The following is a 20,210-nucleotide window of genomic DNA, read 5'->3' as shown; positions in this document are numbered from 1 at the left end:
CGAGCGGGCAAGGGAGGCATCGCAAGTGAAATTTATTGTGATGAGAAGCGGCCTGGATACACAGCCGTACAAGCGCGGCGCTCCAGGCCATGTTCCGCCACAACAATTCGCTCTGTCAGCCCTGCACCACCCATACGAAGGACCTTTCCATGTCAGACACGTTCCTCCTGCCCAGGCGCTCGTTCCTCGGCGCCGCCGCGATCGGCGTTGCGGCCTCTCAACTTGCCGCCAGCCCCGCATTCGCACAGTCCACCGATTCGCCGAACACGCGCCGCGCATCGCCGCAGAAGCGCCTCGAGCCCCTGAAGAACATCGATGCCGGCGTGCTCAACGTGGAGTACTTCGAAGCCGGCCCGGCCCACGGAGCCCCCGTGATTCTTCTGCACGGCTGGCCCTATGACATCCACACCTACGTCGACGTCGCGCCGCTGCTGGCCGCGGCCGGCTATCGGGTGATCGTTCCGCACCTGCGCGGCTACGGCAAGACCCGGTTCCTTTCGGACACGACGCCCCGCAACGGCCAGCAGAGCGCGGTCGCGGTGGACATCATCGCCCTGATGGATGCCCTGAAGATCGAGAAGGCCACGGTGGCAGGTTGCGACTGGGGCGCACGCACGGCCTGCATCATGGCGGCGCTGTGGCCGGCGCGCGTGAACGCGCTGGTCTCCGTCAGCGGCTACCTGATCGGCAGCCAGCAAGCCGGCAAGCTTCCGCTGTCGCCGGAGGCCGAACTGCAGTGGTGGTATCAGTACTACTTCGCCACCGAGCGCGGCCGCCTGGGCTACGAGAAGAACCGCAATGAATTCGCCAAGCTGATCTGGCAGATCGCATCGCCGAAGTGGGCCTTCGACGCCGCCACCTTCGAACGCAGCGCAAGAGCCTTCGACAACCCGGATCACGTGAGCATCGTGGTCCACAACTATCGCTGGCGGCTCGGCCTGGCGGAAGGCGAAGCGAAGTATGGCGATTACGAGGCGCGCCTGGCGCAGGGCCCGGTCATCGGCGTGCCGACCATCACCCTGGAAGGAGACGCCAACGGCGCACCGCACCCGCAACCGAGCGCCTATGCCAAGAAGTTCTCGGGCCCCTACCAGCACCGGAACATCACCGGCGGCATCGGGCACAACCTGCCCCAGGAGGCACCCGAAGCCTTCGCGGCCGCCGTGATGGATGTGGCGCGCCTTTGACTCGGCGCGCTGAGCGCTGCCCTCGCAGCGATCCGGCAATGGGGCTGGCAGACCGCTTCTGATCACCCCACAATCGCCCGATGAACAAACGACACTTCCTCGGAACGGCGGCACTCGCCGGATTGCTGCCTTCGGTCAACGCATCGGCTGCGGAGCCGGCACGCAAGAGCCCCGGCCTCCTCACCGTCAGCGGGGCGGTCGGCAAGACCAACCGCGGCCCCGTCGATCCGGCGCTCGACCAGTTGATGGCGAAGCACGGCGTCAAGTTCGACAAGGCCTACGTCTTCGACGCCGAGGCCTTGCGCCGCCTGCCGGTCGTGCGGATCAAGCCGACGCTCGAGTACGACGCCAAGGTGCATGCGCTCGCCGGCCCCTTGCTGACCAGTGTGATGGAGGCCGCGGGCGTCGCAGCCGATGCGATGCTGGCCTTGCGCGCGGTGGACGGCTACGTCGTGCCGCTGCGCATGGCGGACGCGCGCAGCTACCGGATGATCGTGGCCACCGAGATGGATGGCGCCCCCCTCGCGCTCGGCGGGCTGGGGCCGCAGTGGGCGATCTACGAGGCCGACACGCTGCCCGCGTTCAAGGACAAGCCGCTGAAGGAACGCTTCGCCCTGTGCCCGTGGGGGCTGTACAGCGTCGAGGTCACGCGCGGCTGAGGGCGCCTGCGTTCACATCGGCGGCATCCTGTCGAACTTCGGCAGTGCCGGATCCAAGGCATCCCATGCGTGCCCTCGCACCGCATACCTGAATCGCGGCGGGTCTTCCGGGGTCAACCCCGCTGTTCAACCGCGCGTGCCGCTCCCATAATGCGCCCAGCCTGAAGCAGGTCGCCGAGCCACGGCGCGAATAACAATCCACCGACGAAGGAGACGAACCATGGCAAAACCTCTTTCCTGGCCCTTGCGGGCCGTGCTGATTGGCCTTCCCCTTGCCGTTGCAGCGTGCACGGCGATGAAGTCCGGCGGGATGGGGAGCGCAGGGATGAGTTTCTTCGTGACCAGCGTCGGCACCGGCAAGGGCGCCGATCTGGGTGGGCTGGAAGGGGCGGACCGCCATTGCCAGTCGCTGGCGGCGGCGGCCGGTGCGGGCGGCAAGACATGGCGCGCCTACCTGAGCACCCAGGGCAAGGACGGTGTGCCCACCGTCAATGCGCGCGACCGCATCGGCAAGGGTCCCTGGAGCAACGCGAAGGGCGATCTGGTCGCGCGTGATGTCGAGCAATTGCACGGCGCCAACAACATCTCCAAGCAGACCGCGCTGAACGAGAAGGGTGAGCTCGTCCTTGGGCGCAGCGACACGCCCACCCGCCACGACATCCTGACGGGTTCGCGCGCCGATGGGACCGCCTTCTCGCCGAACGACACCGACATGACCTGCGGGAACTGGACGCGCAGCGGCGCCGAAGGGGTCGCCATGGTGGGCCACCACGATCGCATGGGCCCGACGACGGACCCCTGGTCCACGTCGTGGAACTCCTCGCATCAATCGCGCGGTGGGTGCAGCCAGCAGGCCTTGCGCGGAACGGGCGGGGACGGCTTGCTCTACTGCTTCGCCACGAACTAGGGCTTTTGTTCCCTGGCTGGCGTGCCGGCGCAAGGTGCCTGCCTTTGCAGGGTGCGGCTTATTTGCCGGGGAGCGTTGTCGGGCGATGCGGGTGCGGCGAAGCCGGCCCTCGCATCTTCCGGCTGACGATGGGCTGCACGAAATCGGGCTGGAAGCAGCGGCGGCTCCCGTCGGCGAACTCGATCGTGATCGACAACGCATCCGCGCTCACCACGCAGCCCTCGCCGTACCGCTTGACCCTGACCGGCTGGCGGGCGACGAAGGCCGGTGGCGGCAGCCGGGGCCGTGCGGGATGCCGCAGCTTCGGTGCCTCGCGGTCCACCGCGCTCGACACTGCCATGGCCGCCTCGTGCTTGGCGATGCGGCGGCAGTTGTCGCAATTGCCGCAGCGCTCCTGCGGTGCCTCTTCCTCCAGATAGGCGAGCAGCACCTGCCAGCGGCACTGCCCGCTTTGGGCATAGAACACCATGCGCTCCAGCGTCGCGTGGTCCTGCTCGCGCTTGCGGCGGTAGGCGGCCAGGAGTTCATGCACTTCGGCCGCGGCGAGATCGGCGCGCAGCAGGCGCACGCGGCCTTCGCGATCCACTCCCACGATGCGCCGGTTGCGCAGCAGGCCGACCGCCGCCTTCAGCTTGTTCTGCGGCAGGCCGGTGCTGTCCTTCAGCTTGGCGAGCGTATGGCCGCTCGCGTGCGGCGAATCCAGTTCGAGTACACGAAGGAGTGCGTCGAGCTCCTCTTCCGTGGGATAACGCCCCATCAGGAAAAACTGCTGCAGCGCCCGATCGCGACGCAGGAACAGCAGCGTGCAGGCCGAAGGCGCGCCGTCGCGCCCGGCGCGGCCCGACTCCTGGTAGTAGGCGTCCAGGCCCGAGGGCATCTGGTAGTGCAGGACGAATCGGATGTCGGCCTTGTCGATCCCCATGCCGAACGCATTGGTCGCCACCATCACGCGCAGGTGATCCGCCATGAAGGCGTCTTGTGCCTCGCGCCGTTCGGCCGCAGTGCGCCGGCCGTGGTACAGCCCAACCGATTCGCCGTCCGAGCGCAGGGCCTCGTACACCGCTTCCGCCGCCTTCACGGTCGCGGCGTAGACGATGCCGCTGCCCTTCGCCGAGCCGACCAGCGCGAGCGTTCGCCGCAGTCTTTCCTCCTCGCGTGCATGCTGTTCCACCGCGAAGTGCAGGTTGGGCCGGTACGTCCCCGTATCGATCCAGCCGGCCCTGGGAATGCCCAGCTTCTCCATGATGTCGGCCGCGACCTCGCTGTTCGCCGTCGCCGTGAGTGCCAGCACGGGCGGGTCGCCGATCTCCTTCGCGACGGTGCCGATGCCGAGGAAGGCCGGTCGGAAGTCATGCCCCCACTGCGAGATGCAATGCGCCTCGTCGACCACCAGCAGCGAGATCTCGCGGCCCCGAAGCAGTGCCGCGAAGCCGGCGTCGGCAAGCCTCTCCGGCGTCGCGAACACCAGGCGCGCCGAGCCGTCGCGAACAGCCTCCTCGGCCGAACGGATCTCGTCGGCTTCCACGTGGCTGTTGAACTGCACCGCGGGAATGCCCAGCGACAGCAGCTTCTCGCATTGGTCTTTCATGAGCGCGATCAAGGGCGAGATCACCACCGTGCAGCCTTCGAGCAGCAAGGCCGGGAGCTGGTAGCACAGCGACTTGCCCGCCCCCGTGGGCATGACCGCGAGCGTGGAGCGTCCGCCAAGCACGCGCTCGATGACCTGCCGCTGGCCCGGGCGCAAGGCCTGCAGTCCGAAGACGGTGCGCAGCGTGCGCTGCAGTCGGCGCTCCGGAATGTGCATGACGGGTCTCCTTCGATGTCACCCGCGATCTGACATGAGCAGCCCCGGTCCGGCGAGTAGGACGACAGAGGGTTTCGCGGACCGGCGCCTCGCGCTACGTGAGCTGGCGGCAAAGCCATGCGTTCCTGCCGCTTCCGCTTTGCCGATATTTCTCCCGCGGCGCGCTCCTACGCGAGTCCAGATCGCGTCATCACAAGCTGTGCTTCCCCGCAACCACCCGACCACCACTGGAGCCCAAGATGCCCACCACCACCAAACGCGCAGAGCCCGACGCCTGCAGCCTGCTCGACACCGACCATCGCAACGTCAAGAAGATGTTCAAGGAGTACGAGACGCTGACCAGTTCGAAGGCGGCCAGTGCGTCCCAGAAGAAGCGCGACCTCGCCAACCAGATCTGCATGGAGCTGACCGTGCATGCGCAGATCGAGGAAGAGATCTTCTATCCCGCCCTGCGAGAGGCCATCAAGGACACCGACCTGCTCGACGAAGCCGAGGTCGAGCACGCGAGCGCCAAGGACCTGATCGCGCAGATCCAGGACGCGGCCGAGGTCGACGACAAGTTCGACGCCAAGGTCACCGTGCTCGGCGAGTACATCGACCACCACGTGAAGGAAGAACGCAACGAGATCTTCGTCAAGGCGCGCGCGGCCCGGGGACTCGATCTGGTCGGCATGCGCGAGCAGCTGGAGACTCGCAAGGAAGAGCTGATGGGCGAGCTCACCGGAGCGGCCGCCTGACCCTCTCTCCGCGGGCATGCTGCCGTGGGCTGATCGCGCAGGCGAGCATATCGGCATGCCACTCGACTGGATCCAATGGCCTGCGTTCGCGGCTTCGGTCGCGGCGGCCTATCTCGTGGCGTCGAACGTCCGCGCACGGCGCAACGCGGGCTTCTGGATCTTTCTGCTCAGCAACGTTCTCTGGGTTGCGTGGGGGATTCCTGCCGGCGCGTGGGCATTGATTGCCCTGCAGCTTTGTCTTGCGGTGCTCAACATCCGCGGGTTGTTCAAGACGGAATCCTGAGAACTACAGGCCCCGGGTCCTGGTGGATCGCTCGCGCCGCGAGAGGGAGCGAGTCCGGCCCGCGTGCGGGCGCCTACGCTGCGTGCTCCTCGCGCAGCACCCGGGCCGCCGCGACCATCGCCCGCAGCTTGCCAATCGCCGCCTCGCGCGGCAGATACTTCATGCCGCAGTCCGGCGCCAGGATCACGTTCTCCGCCTTCACGTAAGGCAGCGCGCGCCGGATGCGCTCGACGATGGTGCCGACCGACTCCACCTCCGGCGTCGACAGGTCGATGCAGCCCACCATCACCCGCTTGCCGTCCAGCGCGGCCAGTGCCGAGCAGTCCAGGTGCGATTGCGCCGTCTCCACCGACACCTGCCGGCAGCTGCACTGCGCCAGCTCGGGCAGAAAGGAATATCCGCTCGGCCGCTCATGAATGATCGCCGCGTAGCCGAAGCAGATATGCACTGCCGTCGTGCCGGTGATGCCCTCGAGCGCACGGTTCAGCGCCGCCAGCCCGTACTGCCGCGCCTTCTCGGGCCGCGCCTGCATGTAGGGCTCGTCGATCTGCACCACGTCGGCACCGGCCGCGAACAGGTCGCGGATCTCCGCGTTCACCGCCTCGGCATAGTCCATCGCCGCCTCTTCCTCGGTCTTGTAGAAATCGTTCTGCGCCTGCTGCAGCATGGTGAAGGGGCCGGGCACGGTGATCTTCACCTGCCGGTCGGTGTGGGCGCGCAGGAACTTCAGGTCCTCCACCTCCACCGGATGCCGCCGCCGGATGCGCCCGACGATGCGCGGCACCGGGTTCGGATGCCCCGAGCGGTCCAGCGCCGTTCCGGGGTTGTCCAGGTCCACGCCGTCGAGCGCGGTCGCGAAGCGGTTCGAATAGCTCTCGCGCCGGATCTCGCCGTCGCTCACGATGTCCAGTCCGGCCTCTTCCTGCGCCCGAATCGCCATCAGTGTCGCGTCGTTCTGCGCCTCCTCCAGGTATTGCGGCGGAATGCGCCACAGCTCGCGCGCCCGCACCCGCGGCGGGAAGCGGCCCGCCAGCTTGGCGCGGTCGATCAGCCACTCGGGCTGCGGAAAACTGCCGACGATCGTGGTGGGGAACAACATGGGCTTCTCCATACAAAATCAGACGCCGAGGTACACGCGCTGGATCTCCGGCCGCGCCAGCAGCTCCTGCGGCAGGCCCTCGGCCACCATGCGGCCCTCCTCCAGCACATAGGCGCGCTGCGACACCTCCATTGCCATCGCGACGTTCTGCTCCACCAGCAGCACCGACACGCCGTCGGCGTTGATGCGCCGGATGGCCGCGAACATGTCACCCACGATGCGCGGCGACAGGCCCAGCGAAGGCTCGTCCAGCAGCAGCAGGCGGGGCCGCGCCATCAGCGCGCGGGCGATCGCCACCATCTGCTGCTGCCCGCCCGAGAGCTCGCCGGCCGGGCTCGCGAGCTTCTCCTTCAGCGCCGGAAACAGCTCGAGCACCTGCGCCATCGTCTGCTGCCGCTGCGCCTTGGCTTGCGGCAGCAGGCTGCCGAGCTCGAGGTTCTCCTGCACCGTCATGCCGGTGAAGAGCCGCCGGCCCTCCGGCACCAGCGCGATGCCGGCCGCGCAGAAGCGATGCGCCGGCAGCCGCGTGATGTCCTTGCCGTCGAACACGATGCGCCCGCCGCGCGCGCGCAGCATGCCGGCCAGCGTGGCGATCAGCGTGGTCTTGCCGGCGCCGTTGGGCCCGACCACGCACAGCAGCTCGCCGCGCCGCAGCTCCAGCGACACCCCCCACAGCGCGTTCGCCGCGCCGTAGGCCACTTGAAGATCGCGCACTTCAAGCATGGGCGACCTTTCCAAGATAGGCGCTCATCACCTCGGGCCGCTGCATCACGTCGCGCGCCGTGCCCTCGGCCAGCAGCTCGCCGTGGTTGAAGACCACGATGCGGTCGGTCAGCGCCATCACCGCGCGCATCACGTGCTCGACGAAGACGATGGTGGAGCCTTGCTCACGGATGCGCCGGATCAGCGCCACCGCATCGTCGATCTCGCCGGGCGTCAGCCCGCACAGCACCTCGTCCAGCAGCACCAAGCGCGGGCGCGAGGCCAGCGCGCGCGCCAGCTCCAGGAACTTGCGCTGGTGCAGATTCAGGTCTTCGGGCCTTGCATCGCGCTTCGCCTCCAGGCCGGTGAATTCCAGCCAGCGCATCGCCTGCCGCTGCGCGTCCGAGGGGTCGCGCACTGCGCCGCCGAACATGGTGGCAATCGCCACGTTCTGCAGCACGCTCAGGTGCGCGAACGGCCGCGGGATCTGGTAGGTGCGCGCAATGCCGCTGCCCGCGATGCGGTGCGCCGGCAGGCCGTTGAGGCTGCGGCCCTCGAACTCGATGTGCCCGCTGGTGGGCGTGTAATGGCCGCTGACGACATTGATGAACGTGGACTTGCCCGAGCCGTTCGGCCCCAGCAGGCCGAGGATCTCGCCGCGCCGCACCTCGACGTCCACCCCGGCCAGCGCACGCACGCCCTTGAAGGACTTGCTCAATCCCTTCACGCGCAGCAGCACTTCGCCTTGCGCACCCGCGCTCGTCACCACCGGCGCAGGCCCGCCCGCTTCAGCGCACGCCGATGACTTGCTCCCTCTCCCTCCGGGAGAGGGTTGGGGTGAGGGCACCGGGCCTGTCCCGTCGCCGGACCTCTGCAAGCGCCCGGCGCCCTCACCCCCGCCCTCTCCCAGAGGGAGAGGGCGCAAGGCAGGGCCGACCCGCGCACGGCGCCACAGCCGCTTCACCCGCTCGAGGATGCCGTCGGGCATGAAAAGAATCGCCGCGATCAGGATCACCCCGATCAGCGCCTTGCCCGCCACCGCATGGTCCGCCGCGGTAAAGCTGTAGAGCAGCCCCGTGATCGCCACCGCGCCGATGGCAGGCCCGGCCCAGTGGCGCGTGCCGCCGAGCACGCTCATCAGCACCACCGTCAGCGGCACCGTGATCGTGAACACCTCGCCCGCCGTCACGTACGACAGGAAGAGCGCGTGGATGCCCCCCGCCACACCCGCCAGCCCGCAGGACACCGCCAGCGCCATCAGCTTGTAGCGGTAGGTGGGCACGCCCAGCACCTCGGCCGCTTCCTCGTCGTCGTGGATCGCGAACAGCCCGGCGCCGAACTTCGACACCTGGATGCCCCAGGCGATCAGCAGCGTCGCCACCGCCGCGGCCAGCGCCAGCAGGTAGAAGGTCGACGAGGCCGTGGGCCCGATCTTCGGCACCGCCACCGCCGCCAGCGAGACGCCGTTGCCGCCGTCCAGCGGCGTGTTGACCACGATGGTGCCGATCACGAAGGTGATCGCCAGCGTCAAGAGCGCGAACAGCTCGCCGCGCACGCCCTTCACGCGGAACACGATCGCGCCCAGCGCCACGCCCAGCACCATCGCGACCAGGGCCGCGGCGGGCAGCGTCCAGAGGAAGGGCCAGTCGTAGCGGGCCATCAGGTTGGCGCTGGTGTAGATGCCGGCGCCGAAGAAGGCGCCGTGGCCGAAGGAGAAGTAGCCCGAGTAGCCGGAGAGGATGTTCCACGAGGTGGCGAGCACCACCCAGTGCAGCATCAGGTAGAGCAGGGAGTCGTAGAAGGCCGGGAGGCCGAGCTGGGGCACGAAGGCGAGCAGCACGCCGGCGCCGAGGATCAGGAGGGGGGTCAGCTTCCTGCGGGGCGGCGGCGATGCGACCGCGCGCATGGCCCCTCTTGCTCCCTCTCCCTCCGGGAGAGGGCTGGGGTGAGGGCGCCGGGCGGTGGATGGGTCTGTGCCGCTTGATACGCCGCGTGCCCTCACCCTCACCCTCTCCCAGAGGGAGAGGGGACCAAGTCCGATGCTTTGCGGCTTCATCTACGCACTCTTTCCCGGCCTGAACAGAAGAATCAGGATCAACAGCGTGAACGACACGATCGGCGCCCACGAAGGCGCCGTCACCGCCATCGTCACCGCCTCGCTCACGCCGATCAGCACCCCCGCGACCAGCGGCCCGAGCGCGCTGCCCAGCCCGCCCAGCATCACCGCCGCGAACACCACCCCGATCCAGGCGTACATCTGCGAAGGCGTGAGCGTGAAGCTCAGCGCCAGGCACACGCCCGCGATGCTCGCGAGCGCCGCGCAGGTGCCGGCCAGCAGCAGCCCCAGCGCCTTCTCGTTGACGCCGAAGGCCGAGGCCACCGGCCCGTCCTGCGCGGCAGCGCGCAGCGCCCGGCCCAGGTCGGTGTAGCGCAGCACGCCCCACACCGCGAAGGCGAGCGCCACCGCGATCACCAGCGTGATCAGCTCGGGCACCGGGATGTACAAGCCAGCGAGCTTGAACTTCTGCTCCCCGTAGTGCGACTCGAGCTTGCGAAAGTCCGCCGTCCAGATCGACTGCATCACGCTCTCCGCGATGCCCGTCAGCCCGAAGGTCAGCAGCAGCGAGTTGAAGGGCGTCACCGCAAAGCGCGCCATCACCCAGTGCAGCCCCGCGCCGAGCGCGAAGAACAGCGGCACGATGACCAAGAGCGTCAGCAGCGGGTCCATGCCCATCGTCGCCATCTGGTAGCAGAGGTAGGCCGCCAGGAAGGCGAACGCGAAATGCGCCAGGTTGATCAGGCGCAGCAGGCCCCAGCTGAGGCTGAGCCCCAGCCCCATCAATCCGTAGAGCGCACCGACGAAAATGCCGGAGAGGATGGACTGGGACAGCAGCGAGATGCTGGGCAGCGTGAAACCGCTCATAGCGCCCCCACGCTTGTCACTTCGTGTACTGCGCTGCCCCCCGAGGGGGCCTTCGCGCCTTCGGGCGGCCGTGCGGCGCTCATGTCAAGGCACGATCATCTTGGCACCGCCGGAGGTCACTTCCTTCGGCCACACCACCACCCACTTGCCCCCTTGGATCTGCTTGATGCGCATCAGGTCATCGCCGAAGTTGCCCGTGCCGTCGAAGCGCAGCTTGCCCTGCAGCGTGTCGACCTTGTTGGCCTTGAGCCAGGTGCCGATGGCCTTGTCGTCCAGGCTCTTGGTGGCGACCACGCCCGCTTCCAGGATCTGCCACGCGGTGTACGAAGCCGCGGCCTGCGTCTCCACCGAGGTGTCGGGGAAGCCGGCCTTGGCGGCGCGCTCGCTGTAGATCTTCACGAACTCCGCCGCGCCCTTGTTGGCGATAAAGGGCGGCTGCGCCTCGAAGATGGTCGCCGACAGCGCGTTCTTCGCATCCGGCGACGCGAGCAGCGGCCCCGGCGCCGGGTACAGGTAGAAGTGCTGCGGCGGCGAGTAGTCGATCTTCTTCATCGCATCGAGCAGCAGGTTGCCCTCCAGCCCGATGGCGCCGACCCACACGAAATCGGGCTTGGCATCCTTCACGCGATTGGCGATCGGCCCGAAGTCGCGGTTGCCGAAGTCCCATTCGAGGAACAGCACCTCGGTCAGCCCGCGCTTCTTGATCACCTCGCGCGCACCGGCGCTCATGAACTGGATCGAGGGGAACTTGCTCGTCACCACTGCCACCGTCTTCGGCGGCTTGGGCGAGGCCGCGAGCGCATCGAAGAGCGTGTTGGGCACCGTGGTCGCCGGGTCCGAGCCGATCGACCAGGCCGGGAACTGCATGTCGTACTTCGCCAGCGAGGGAATGCCCAGCGTGTGGTGTACCAGCACCTTGTTGTAGCGCTGGGCCACGCCCATGGCCGAGAGGATCGCGCCGGTGGCGTAGGGCCCCATCAGCAGGTCGACCTTGTCGGCGGTGACCAGCTGCTCGTAGAGCGTGCGCGCCAGGTCGGGCTTGGACTGGTCGTCCTTCACCACCCACTCCACCGGCCGGCCCAGCAGGCCGCCGCGCTGGTTGAGCTGCTCGACGTAGATCTCGCCCACCAGCTTGTGGATCTGCGCCGTGGCCGAGAGCGGCCCGGTCAGTGCCAGCGTGCTGCCGATGCGGACCGGCGCCCCCGCCGGCTGCTGTGCCAGCGCGAAGCCGGCCGCGGCCAGCGCGATGGCGCCCACGGCGGTGCGCCGCCCAATGCCTCGAAGGTTCTGCTGCGTCTTCATGGTTCCTGTCTCCTATCAATTCTTGTGAGCGAAACGAACAAAAAAACGAAAGCCTTTCAGTCGACTTGAGCCCCCGAGCGCTTAACAAGCCCGGCCCATTTGGCGAGCTCGGTCTTGTTGAAGGGCTGCATCTCCACCGCGCGCATCGGCCGCGACTCGATGCCCTGCTCGCGCAGCTTGGCCATCACCTCGGGCTGCGCGAGCGCGGTGGCGCCGGCCGTGCGCAGTTGCGCCAGCGTGGCCGCGGGCGTGGCGACGGGCGCGTACAACATGAACCATGCGACCAGGTCGAAGTCGGCGATGCCCTGCTCCATCAGCGTCGGCACGTCGCTCGCCGCCGCGCTGCGCACCGCACCGCTCGCGCCCAGCGCGCGCAGCTTGCCCGCCTTGATCTGCGGCATCACCGCGGCCGGGTGATAGAACATGAAGTCCACCTGCGAGGCGATCACGCCCGTCAGCGCCATCGCGCCTTCCTTGAAGGGCACGTGGATCATCTTGCCGCCCAGCCGCTGCGCCAGCAGCTCGCCCGCCAGGTGGCCCGAGGTGCCGTTGCCGGCCGAGGCGAAGGTCACGCCCTGCGGCCGGGCGGCCGCCTGCGCCAGGTCCTTCAGCGACTTGATCGGCGAATCCGCCGCCACCACCAGCAGCGTCGGCGTGTAGCCGACGAAGGCCACCGGCGCGAAGTCGCGCATCGGGTCGTAGGGCAGCTTGCTGAAGAGCGCGGCATTGATCGCGTGCGTGCCCACCGTGCCCATCACCAGCGTGCGGCCGTCGGGCGCCGACTTCGCGACCATGTCGCTGCCGGTCGAGCCGCCCGCGCCCGCGCGGTTGTCGACGATCACCGGCTGCTGCAGCGCCTTGCCCAGCGCCTCGCCGACCACGCGCGCCACCGTGTCGGTGGTGGTGCCGGCGCCGAAGGGCACCACCATCCTGATCGGGCCCCCTTTGTCTTGCGCCTGGGCCTGCGCCGCCGCGCCCGCGAGCAGCACGCCTGCGGCGAGCAGGGTGCGCATCGTTGTCCTGAAAGTCATTCGCTTGTCTCCGTTTTGCTTGTCTGTCTACTTGCGCTTCAGTGCCGCGCGGATCTCGTCGTTGTGCTCGCCCAGCATCGGCGGCGGCCGCACCTGCAGCGCGCGCTCGCCGTCGAAGCTCACCGGCGAGCGCACCGTGCGAAAGAGCCCCATCACCGGATGCTCGGCCGAGGTCATCAACTGCAGGTGCTTGGCCTGCGGGTCTTCCAGCGCCTCGCTGGTGTCGTACATCGGCGCGTTGGGCACGTCCTCGCGCTGCAGGCGGCGGCACCATTCGTCGCGCGTCTGCGTGGCGAAGCGCGTGCCCAGCAGCGCGATCAGCGCCTCCTGGTTCTCGATGCGCGCATCGCGCGTGGCGAAACGCGCATCCTCGAAGATGTCGGGCTGCTCGATCGCCACCGCCAGCCCGCGCCAGAACTTCTCCGGCGATGACATGTGCAGCGCGATCCACTTGTCGTCCGCGCAGCGCAGCACATACGACTGCGACACGCTCGGCCGGCTGTAAGGGCCCATCACCTCGTCCACCTGGAAGAAGTGCGTGAAGGCATCGAGGTTGAAATGCGCCATCGCCTCCAGCATCGACACCTCGACCTTGCGCCCGACGCCCGTGCGGCCGCGCTCGTACAGCGCGCCCAGCACGCCGTAGGCGGCGTAAAAGCCGGTCAGCGAATCGGCAATGGCCGGCCCCACCACGCGCGGGTTCTCGGGATTCACCAGCAGGTTGAGAAAGCCGCTCGCCGCCTGCGCCACCGTGTCGTAGGCCGGCCTGTTCGCGGCCGGGCCCGTCGAGCCGAAGCCGCTGATCGCCACGTAGATCAGCTTCGGGTTCAGCGCCTGCAGTCGCTGCGCGCCCACGCCCAGCTTCTCGGCCACGCCGGGGCGGAAGTTCTGGATGTACACGTCGGCATCGGCGATCAGCGCGTCCAGCACCTCGCGGTCTTCGCTGCTCTTGGTGTCCAGCGTGATGCTGCGCTTGTTGCGGTTGTAGGTCTGGTAGTGCGGGCTGTACAGCCCGTTCTTGAAGGCGCGGAAGGGGTCGCCCGTGCCCGGCTGCTCCACCTTGATCACGTCGGCCCCCAGGTCGCCCAGCAGCATGCCGGCGGCCGGCCCCGTGATGAAGGTGCCCTGCTCGATGACCTTAAGGCCTTGCAGTACAGGGATCATGCGTGCTTCCCGAAGCCCGGCGGCACGTCGCCGTCGTATTCCATCTCGCGCGTCGCCTGGTAGGAGAGCGCGAAGCCGATCGGCTGGCGGATCTCTTCCACCATGTGCGCGATCAGCCCCGCGGTGCGCGCGAGCATCGGTATGCCCTTGAGCGCTTCGACCGGGAAGCCGGCGCCCAGCAGCACCGAGGGGATCGCGCCCGATACGTTGAGCTTGAGCGGCTTGCCCAGCAGTTCGGGCAGGAGCCGCTCGCAGGTTTCCGCGATCTCGACGAAGTGCAGGCTCGTGCCGGCTGCCTTGGCCGCGTCGAACAGCGCACCCACGCGCGCGTCGCGTTCCTTGTGCAGCGGATGGCCGTAGCCGGGAACCGAGCGCCCGGCCGCGCGCCAGGCCTTCATGACCGCGAGCGACGCCTCGTCCATTGCCATGCCGGCCTGCATCTTCTCGTCGATCTCGACATACATGCGCCCCGCCGTCTCCGACGAGCCCAGCACCACCGAGCCGCAGCCCAGGATGCCCGCCGCCACCGCGCCCTGCATCGCATCGGGCGCCGCCGCGAAGGTCATGCGCGCGGCCTGCACGCTGGGCACCAGCCCGTGCTCGGCGATCGCCACCAGCGTCGCGTTCAGCACCGCGGCCTGCCCCGGCGTCGGCATCTGCCCCGTCAGCAGCAGGAAGAAGTGGTCGACGAAGGAGATCTTGCCGATCAGCTCCTTCGAGAGGTCGCGCCCGCGGATCACGATCGTGTGCTCGTCCGAGGTGCAGATGGCCGTGCGCGGCACGGTGGCCTTGCCGATCTTCATGAGGGTCCTTGCAAAGAGAGAAGAGAAAGAAAAGAGGGATTCAGGCCGCCGGCGCGAGCCGCACGTCGAAGCTCGCCGAGTAGTACGGCTCGCGCATCTCGCGCCCGTCCACCGCCTTGCCCGGCGCGTGCTTCTCGAAGTCCACCACCAGGCTGTCGCGCTTGCCGAACACGGCGTCCTGGTCGATGTACGGGCTGCCGCCGACGAAGACCTGCGTGGTCAACGTCACATGCCCCGGTGCCGAGACCTGCAGGTGGATGTGGCCCGGCCGGTAGATGCTGCGCTCGGTGGCATGCATCATCTGCCCCACCGGCCCGTCGTCGGGGATCGGGTAGTACGCCGGCCGGATCGACCAGAACCAGTAGCGCCCCTGCGCATCGGTGCGGAAGCGCCCGCGCGCCGCCATCGTCGGCTCGGTGCTCAGCTGCACGTCGTACTTGCCTTCGCCGTCCCCCGACCACACGTCGAGCAGGGCGCCTTCCAGCGGCTTGCCGTGCACATCGGTCACGCGGCCCATGTAGAAGGTCGGCTCGCCGCGTGCGCTCCCGCGGATGTCGGCGCCCAGCGGCATGTCCGGCGCGCCGGCCCAGTAGAACGGGCCTTCCACCGTGGCCTCCGTCGCCTCGGTCGCGCCCTTGGCCCCGCCGCCGGCGCGCGCCTGGTCCAGCGCCACCACCATCATCGACAGGCCCAGCGTGTCGGACAGCAGGATGAACTCCGGCCGCTTGTCGGTCGAGATCTGCCCCGTCGCCTCGAGAAACTTCATCGCCGCGAGCCACTCCTCGGGCTTCAGGTCGACCTCGCGCGCGAAGGCGTGCATGTGCTTCACCAGCGCGGTCATGAGCTGGCGCAGGCGCGGGTCGGGCGTCTTCGCGAAGGCGTCGAGCACGTCCTGCGTGATGCTGTCCTGGTTGTAGTCCGCCATGACTTGTCTCCTGTTCTGGCCGGACGATAGGCCTCGAAAGACACGGCGACAAATGATGAATTTCCATCGATATCATCGATGGCATCGATCATTTGCAGGGGTTTGTATGGAGATGAGGCATCTGCGCTACTTCGTCGCACTGGCCGATTGCCTGAGCTTCACGCGCGCCGCCGAGCGCGTGCATGTGACCCAGTCGACCCTCTCGCACCAGATCAAGCAGCTCGAAGACGAGCTCGGCCAGCCCCTCTTCGAGCGCATCGGCAAGAAGGTCGTGACCACCGAGGCCGGCGAGCTGCTGCGCGGCTTCGCCTCCCGCGCCCTGAAGGAGGTCGACCAGGGCGTGGCGCTGCTCAAGCCCGGCGCCGGCAACCTCACGGGCAAGGTGCGCATCGGCGCCACCCACACCTTCAACATCGGCCTCATCCCGGAGTGCGTGGCGCAGTTCCTGGCGCGCCACCCCACCGTGCGCATCAGCGTCGAAGAGCTGGCGGCCGAGGTCATTGCCGCGCGGCTGGCGGCCGGCGAGCTGGATCTGGGCATCTCCTACCGCCCGCAGGACCCGACCGGCCTGTGGTTCGAGCCGCTCTACAACGAGGAGATGGTGCTGGTCGTCTCCACGGGCCACCCCCTGGCCGGCCGCAAGCGCATCCGCATGGTGGAACTGCACCGGCAGGACCTGGTGCTCGTCTCGTCCAGCTTCTCGACCCGCACCATGCTCGACGAGTGCTTCCACGCCTGCGGCGCCGAGCCGACCGTCGTGGCCGAGATGTCGACCGTGGCACCGATGCTGGCGCTGGTGGCCCGCACCATGATCGGCTCGATCGTGGCCATCAACGCCGTGCCGGAGGCGATGGCGGGGCTGAAGGTGATCCCGCTGGAGAGCCCGACGCCGGTGCGGACACCGGGAATCTTGTGGAGGCTGGGGGAGAGCAAGCCGGCGGCGGTGCAGTCGTTTGCGGTGATCTTGCGGAAGACGGCGTTGAGCAACAGCTTGCGGCGGGAAGGGCCTGGCTGAAATTCACTGCACAGCGAATATTCACTGCGCAGTAAATATGCCGTTTCCAGTGAATATCGAGCTGCTTCAAGCAGTTGCCCGCGCTCGAACCTGGCCTGAAAAGAAGCTGCGCGATCTGAGGTGCGGGCGTATCCTCGCAAGCGCTTCCCCAACGCGACACCCAACCGGACGATGCGTGCATGCCGAGCCCCATCGCCGCGCGCCCATCGAACGGCCGTCGACAGGTAGCGAATGATGAAGACCATGCTCCAGTGGCTTGCCGAGATCGGCATGGAGCACTATGCCCCGATGTTCGAGGCGCAGCGCATCGAGCTGGACGTCCTGCCTGAGCTCACCGACGCGGACCTGAAAGAGATCGGTATCTCGGCGCTGGGCGATCGCAAGCGCATCCTGCACGTGATCGCGCAGGGCCATCAGGAAGCTCCTGACATCAGCCCCATCGCCCCACCCGCCCCGAGCTCGCCCGCAACATCGCAAGTCGCCGAGCGCCGGCAACTCACCGTGATGTTCTGCGACCTCGTCGGCTCCACCGAGCTCGCCGCCCTGCTCGACCCCGAGGACCTGCGCGCCGTCATCGGCGACTACCACGCCGCGGTGACCGCCGCCGTGGCGGCGCACGACGGCTACGTCGCCCAACTGCTCGGCGACGGCGTGCTCGTCTACTTCGGCTACCCGCACGCCAACGAGGACGATGCAGCGCGCGCCATCCACGCCGCCCTGGAGGTCATCGCCGCCATCGGCCGGCTCGCGACAAACGGCCAGCACACCCTGCACACCCGCATCGGCATCGCGACCGGCCTCGTCGTCGTCGGGCAGATAGGATCGGGCACGCCGGCCGCCGAGCTCAGCGCGAGCGGCGAAACCCCCAGCCTGGCCGCCCGCCTTCAGGCCCAGGCCGCGCCCGACTGCATCGTCATCGCCGACCGCACGCGCCAGCTCCTCGGCGAAGAGTTCGAGCTCGAGGCCCTCGGCGGGCTCGCGCTCAAGGGCTTCGAGGCGCCGGTGCAGGCGTGGCAGGTGCTGCGCGAGCGTCGCACCGCCAGCCGCTTCGAGGCCATCCACACGCAGCAGCTGTCGCAGCTGGTCGGGCGCGACAGCGAGCTGGCCCTGCTGCTCGAGCGCTGGAACACCGCCTGCGAGGGCGAGGGCCAGATCGTGCTGCTCTCGGGCGAGCCGGGCATCGGCAAGTCGCGCATCACCCAGGCCCTGCGCGAACGCACCGCCGCCGAAGGACGCGAGACGATCGTGCTGCAATGCTCGCCCTCCCACAGCAACAGCGCCCTCTACCCGCTGGTGCGCTGCATCGAGATCGCCGCGAACCTCGCGCCGGCCGATGCGCCCGACCAGCGCGCCGCGCGCTTCGAGCAGTACCTGGCCGAGCACGGCGTCGCGCTCGGGCCCGAAGCCCTGGGCTGCCTGCTCCGGCTGATGACGCTGCCCGACGGCGGCCGCCCCGCCCCGGTCGGCCAGACGCAGCAGCAGCAGAAGGCCGCCACCTTGCAGGCCGCCATCGACGTCGTGCGCGGCCTTTCGTTGCGCGCGCCGCTGCTCGTGCTCATCGAAGACGCGCACTGGATCGACCCCACCACCGAGGAATGGATCGGCCTGGCCGTCGACGGCCTGCGCGACGCCCGCGTGCTGATGCTGCTGACCTGCCGCCCGCAGTACCTGCCCTCCTGGGGCAACCCCGTCAACTCGACCCGGCTGACGATGAACCGCCTGAGCCACCGCCAGTCGGCCGCGCTGATCGACACCGTCACCGGCGGCAAGCCGCTGCCCGCGGAGCTGGTCGACGAGATCATCCGCAAGACCGACGGCGTGCCGCTCTTCGTCGAGGAGCTGACCAAGACCGTGCTGGCCTCCGCGCTCGTCGAGGACACCCCGGCCGGCTACCGCCTGCACGGCCCCCTGCAGACGCTCGCGATCCCCTCGACCCTGCAGGATTCGCTGATGGCGCGCCTCGACCGGCTCGCGCCCGCCAAGGAGATCGCCCAGGTGGCCGCCGCCATCGGGCGCGAGTTCAGCCACGCCCTGCTCGCCCAGGTCATGCAGATCCTCGCCGCGCAGCTCGAGCAGGCGCTCGATGAGCTGCTGCGCGCCGAGCTCGTGTTCCGCCGCGGCACGCCTGCCGAGGCGGGCTATGCCTTCAAGCATGCGCTGATCCGCGACACCGCTTACAACAGCATGGTCCGCAGCCAGCGCGCGCTGCGGCATGCGCAGATCGCGCACGCCCTGGAGCGCAACGAGCCGCAGACCGTCGCCATCCATCCCGAGCTGCTGGCCCAGCACCACCAGGAAGCCGGCCACGTGAGCGAAGCCGTACGCTACTGGACCGCAGCCGGCGACCTGGCGCAACAACGCTGTGCCAGCCGCGAGGCCAGCATCCACTACAAGGCCGCGGTCGCCCTCGTCGCGCGCCTGCCCGCCGGCCCATCGCGCAGCGAGCTCGAACTGGCCCTGCACCTGAAGCTCGGCAACGCGCTGACCGTCTCGGAGGGCTACGGCTCGGGCGCCACCGACCAGAGCTACGCCAAGGCACGCGAGCTGGCGCGCGAGCTCGGGCGCGTCGAGGACTATGTGAGCGCCTGGGTCGGCTCCGCGCCGTCGATGAACTCGGCCGGGCGCAACGGCGAGCTGATCGCCGGCATCCACGGCATCGAGGCGGCGCAGCTGGCGGCGCTGGCGCCGCGGTGGCGCATCAACGTCTCGATCGTCCTCGGCGCCGCCCACTACCTGCGCGGCGAGATCGCCGAGGCGTGGCAGCACCTGGAAGACGCGAGGCTGCTCGACGACAGCGTGCAGCTCACGCACGAGCACCCCGTCGCGGGCGCCGACCCGGCCATCATGATCCGCGCCATCAGCATGCGCGTGCGTGGCATGCAGGGCTACCTGGAGCAGGCCGAGGCCCTCGCGGCCGAGGCTGTGCGCATCGCCGAAGCCAGGGCCCACCCGCCCACCATCGCCATGGCGAAGCAGGCGTCGATCAGGGCCCTGCTGTCGAAAGGCGAGCATGCCCAGGCGGCTGAGGAAGCGAAGCAGATGCTGGCGTTGTCGGAACGCTTCGGCATCCAGACGCGCGTCGCCAACGCCTGGATGTTCCTGGGCCGGGCCGGCATCGCGCTGGGCGATGTCGAGCCCGGCATCGCCCTTCTGCGCAAGGGCTACGAGCTCTGGGTATCCGCCGGCGGCAAGCAGCAGTGTTCGCAGTACGGCGCCCAGGCGGCCGATGCGCTCTTGCGGGTCGGCCGAAGCGAAGAGGCCAGGCGCTACCTCGCCGAAGCGCAGGCCGCCCAGGCCGAGACAGACGAGCGCTTTTACGAAAGCGAACTGCTGCGGCTCGCCGGCCGCCTGCTGGAGGGCGACCGAGACGACGCTGGGGCCGAGGCACGGTACCGCGAGGCTATCGCCATTGCCGAGGCACGCGGCCTCAAGCTCTTTGCCTTGCGCACGGCCCGCGATCTGGCGGCGCTCTGGCAGCGCCAGGGCAAAGGCACCGAGGCGCGGCAGGTGCTGCAGCCGCCTTATGCGTGGTTTACCGAAGGCTTCGGCTTCAGCGAGCTGCGCGAAGCGAAAGGCGTACTCGACGCGCTGCAGAAGGGACAGGCGAAGACCGAGCGTTGAGCATCGGCTTGATATTCCTTCGGTCGCATGCTCCAAATGCTTACGCAG

General features: G+C 68.7%; 17 protein-coding genes. 7 read left to right on the top strand and 10 right to left on the bottom strand.

Annotation, left to right across the window (positions count from 1 at the left end):
• Positions 1–149 precede the first annotated feature (149 nt).
• The 3 genes from AC3A6X_RS27995 to AC3A6X_RS27985 all read left to right on the top strand — a co-directional run bounded on the left by AC3A6X_RS27995 (position 150) and on the right by AC3A6X_RS27985 (position 2,753).
• Positions 150–1,187, top strand: a complete 1,038-nt coding sequence (locus tag AC3A6X_RS27995; RefSeq protein WP_487845209.1) for an alpha/beta fold hydrolase — start codon at positions 150–152, stop codon at positions 1,185–1,187.
• A gap of 80 nt (positions 1,188–1,267) precedes the next feature.
• Positions 1,268–1,846 carry a putative pterin-binding protein gene (locus tag AC3A6X_RS27990; RefSeq protein ID WP_487845208.1) on the top strand — a complete coding sequence of 193 codons (579 nt, stop codon included), beginning with the start codon at positions 1,268–1,270 and terminating at the stop codon, positions 1,844–1,846.
• Positions 1,847–2,066: 220 nt separating this feature from the next.
• Positions 2,067–2,753, top strand: a complete 687-nt coding sequence (locus AC3A6X_RS27985) for a hypothetical protein (RefSeq protein ID WP_487845207.1) — start codon at positions 2,067–2,069, stop codon at positions 2,751–2,753.
• Between the two features lie 58 nt (positions 2,754–2,811).
• On the opposite strand, the gene AC3A6X_RS27980 is transcribed toward AC3A6X_RS27985, so the two are convergent.
• Positions 2,812–4,557, bottom strand: a complete 1,746-nt coding sequence (locus tag AC3A6X_RS27980; RefSeq protein WP_487845206.1) for a RecQ family ATP-dependent DNA helicase — start codon at positions 4,555–4,557, stop codon at positions 2,812–2,814.
• Between the two features lie 239 nt (positions 4,558–4,796).
• Between AC3A6X_RS27980 and AC3A6X_RS27975 the strand changes: the two genes are divergently transcribed.
• Both AC3A6X_RS27975 and AC3A6X_RS27970 read left to right on the top strand, forming a co-directional pair.
• On the top strand, positions 4,797–5,294 hold the full coding sequence (locus AC3A6X_RS27975; protein ID WP_487845205.1) for a hemerythrin domain-containing protein: 498 nt from the start codon (positions 4,797–4,799) through the stop codon (positions 5,292–5,294).
• A 55-nt stretch (positions 5,295–5,349) separates the two neighbouring features.
• Complete coding sequence (locus AC3A6X_RS27970) at positions 5,350–5,577, top strand: hypothetical protein (protein WP_487845204.1); 228 nt, start codon at positions 5,350–5,352, stop codon at positions 5,575–5,577.
• A gap of 73 nt (positions 5,578–5,650) precedes the next feature.
• On the opposite strand, the gene AC3A6X_RS27965 is transcribed toward AC3A6X_RS27970, so the two are convergent.
• The 9 genes from AC3A6X_RS27965 to AC3A6X_RS27925 all read right to left on the bottom strand — a co-directional run bounded on the left by AC3A6X_RS27965 (position 5,651) and on the right by AC3A6X_RS27925 (position 15,526).
• Positions 5,651–6,676: a uroporphyrinogen decarboxylase family protein gene (locus AC3A6X_RS27965; RefSeq protein WP_487845203.1), complete on the bottom strand. Its 1,026-nt coding sequence runs from the start codon at positions 6,674–6,676 to the stop codon at positions 5,651–5,653.
• Positions 6,677–6,694: 18 nt separating this feature from the next.
• Positions 6,695–7,399, bottom strand: a complete 705-nt coding sequence (locus tag AC3A6X_RS27960; protein WP_487845202.1) for an ABC transporter ATP-binding protein — start codon at positions 7,397–7,399, stop codon at positions 6,695–6,697.
• A complete protein-coding gene (locus AC3A6X_RS27955) occupies positions 7,392–9,284 on the bottom strand; it encodes a branched-chain amino acid ABC transporter ATP-binding protein/permease (RefSeq protein ID WP_487845201.1) in 1,893 nt (630 codons plus the stop codon). The genes AC3A6X_RS27960 and AC3A6X_RS27955 overlap by 8 nt, the downstream gene beginning before the upstream one ends.
• 150 nt (positions 9,285–9,434) lie before the next feature.
• The gene (locus AC3A6X_RS27950; RefSeq protein ID WP_309959874.1) at positions 9,435–10,301 is read right to left on the bottom strand and encodes a branched-chain amino acid ABC transporter permease; all 867 of its coding nucleotides are present in this window, start codon (positions 10,299–10,301) and stop codon (positions 9,435–9,437) included.
• A gap of 84 nt (positions 10,302–10,385) precedes the next feature.
• The gene (locus AC3A6X_RS27945) at positions 10,386–11,603 is read right to left on the bottom strand and encodes an amino acid ABC transporter substrate-binding protein (protein ID WP_487845200.1); all 1,218 of its coding nucleotides are present in this window, start codon (positions 11,601–11,603) and stop codon (positions 10,386–10,388) included.
• Between the two features lie 56 nt (positions 11,604–11,659).
• On the bottom strand, positions 11,660–12,634 hold the full coding sequence (locus AC3A6X_RS27940; protein ID WP_487845199.1) for a Bug family tripartite tricarboxylate transporter substrate binding protein: 975 nt from the start codon (positions 12,632–12,634) through the stop codon (positions 11,660–11,662).
• Positions 12,635–12,661: 27 nt separating this feature from the next.
• Positions 12,662–13,798: a CaiB/BaiF CoA transferase family protein gene (locus AC3A6X_RS27935; protein WP_309959868.1), complete on the bottom strand. Its 1,137-nt coding sequence runs from the start codon at positions 13,796–13,798 to the stop codon at positions 12,662–12,664.
• Positions 13,795–14,601, bottom strand: a complete 807-nt coding sequence (locus tag AC3A6X_RS27930; RefSeq protein WP_487845198.1) for a citryl-CoA lyase — start codon at positions 14,599–14,601, stop codon at positions 13,795–13,797. The genes AC3A6X_RS27935 and AC3A6X_RS27930 overlap by 4 nt, the downstream gene beginning before the upstream one ends.
• 40 nt (positions 14,602–14,641) lie before the next feature.
• Positions 14,642–15,526 (bottom strand): dioxygenase family protein, encoded by an 885-nt coding sequence (locus tag AC3A6X_RS27925; RefSeq protein ID WP_487845197.1) that lies wholly within the window; start codon positions 15,524–15,526, stop codon positions 14,642–14,644.
• 106 nt (positions 15,527–15,632) lie between these two features.
• Between AC3A6X_RS27925 and AC3A6X_RS27920 the strand changes: the two genes are divergently transcribed.
• Positions 15,633–16,541, top strand: a complete 909-nt coding sequence (locus AC3A6X_RS27920; RefSeq protein WP_309959863.1) for a LysR substrate-binding domain-containing protein — start codon at positions 15,633–15,635, stop codon at positions 16,539–16,541.
• 234 nt (positions 16,542–16,775) lie between these two features.
• Positions 16,776–20,162 carry an ATP-binding protein gene (locus AC3A6X_RS27915; protein ID WP_487845196.1) on the top strand — a complete coding sequence of 1,129 codons (3,387 nt, stop codon included), beginning with the start codon at positions 16,776–16,778 and terminating at the stop codon, positions 20,160–20,162.
• The last annotated feature ends 48 nt before the right edge of the window (positions 20,163–20,210 follow it).

Source organism: Variovorax sp. Soil_C_12 (assembly GCF_057657375.1).
This window is presented reverse-complemented; position numbering and strand designations above follow the sequence as displayed.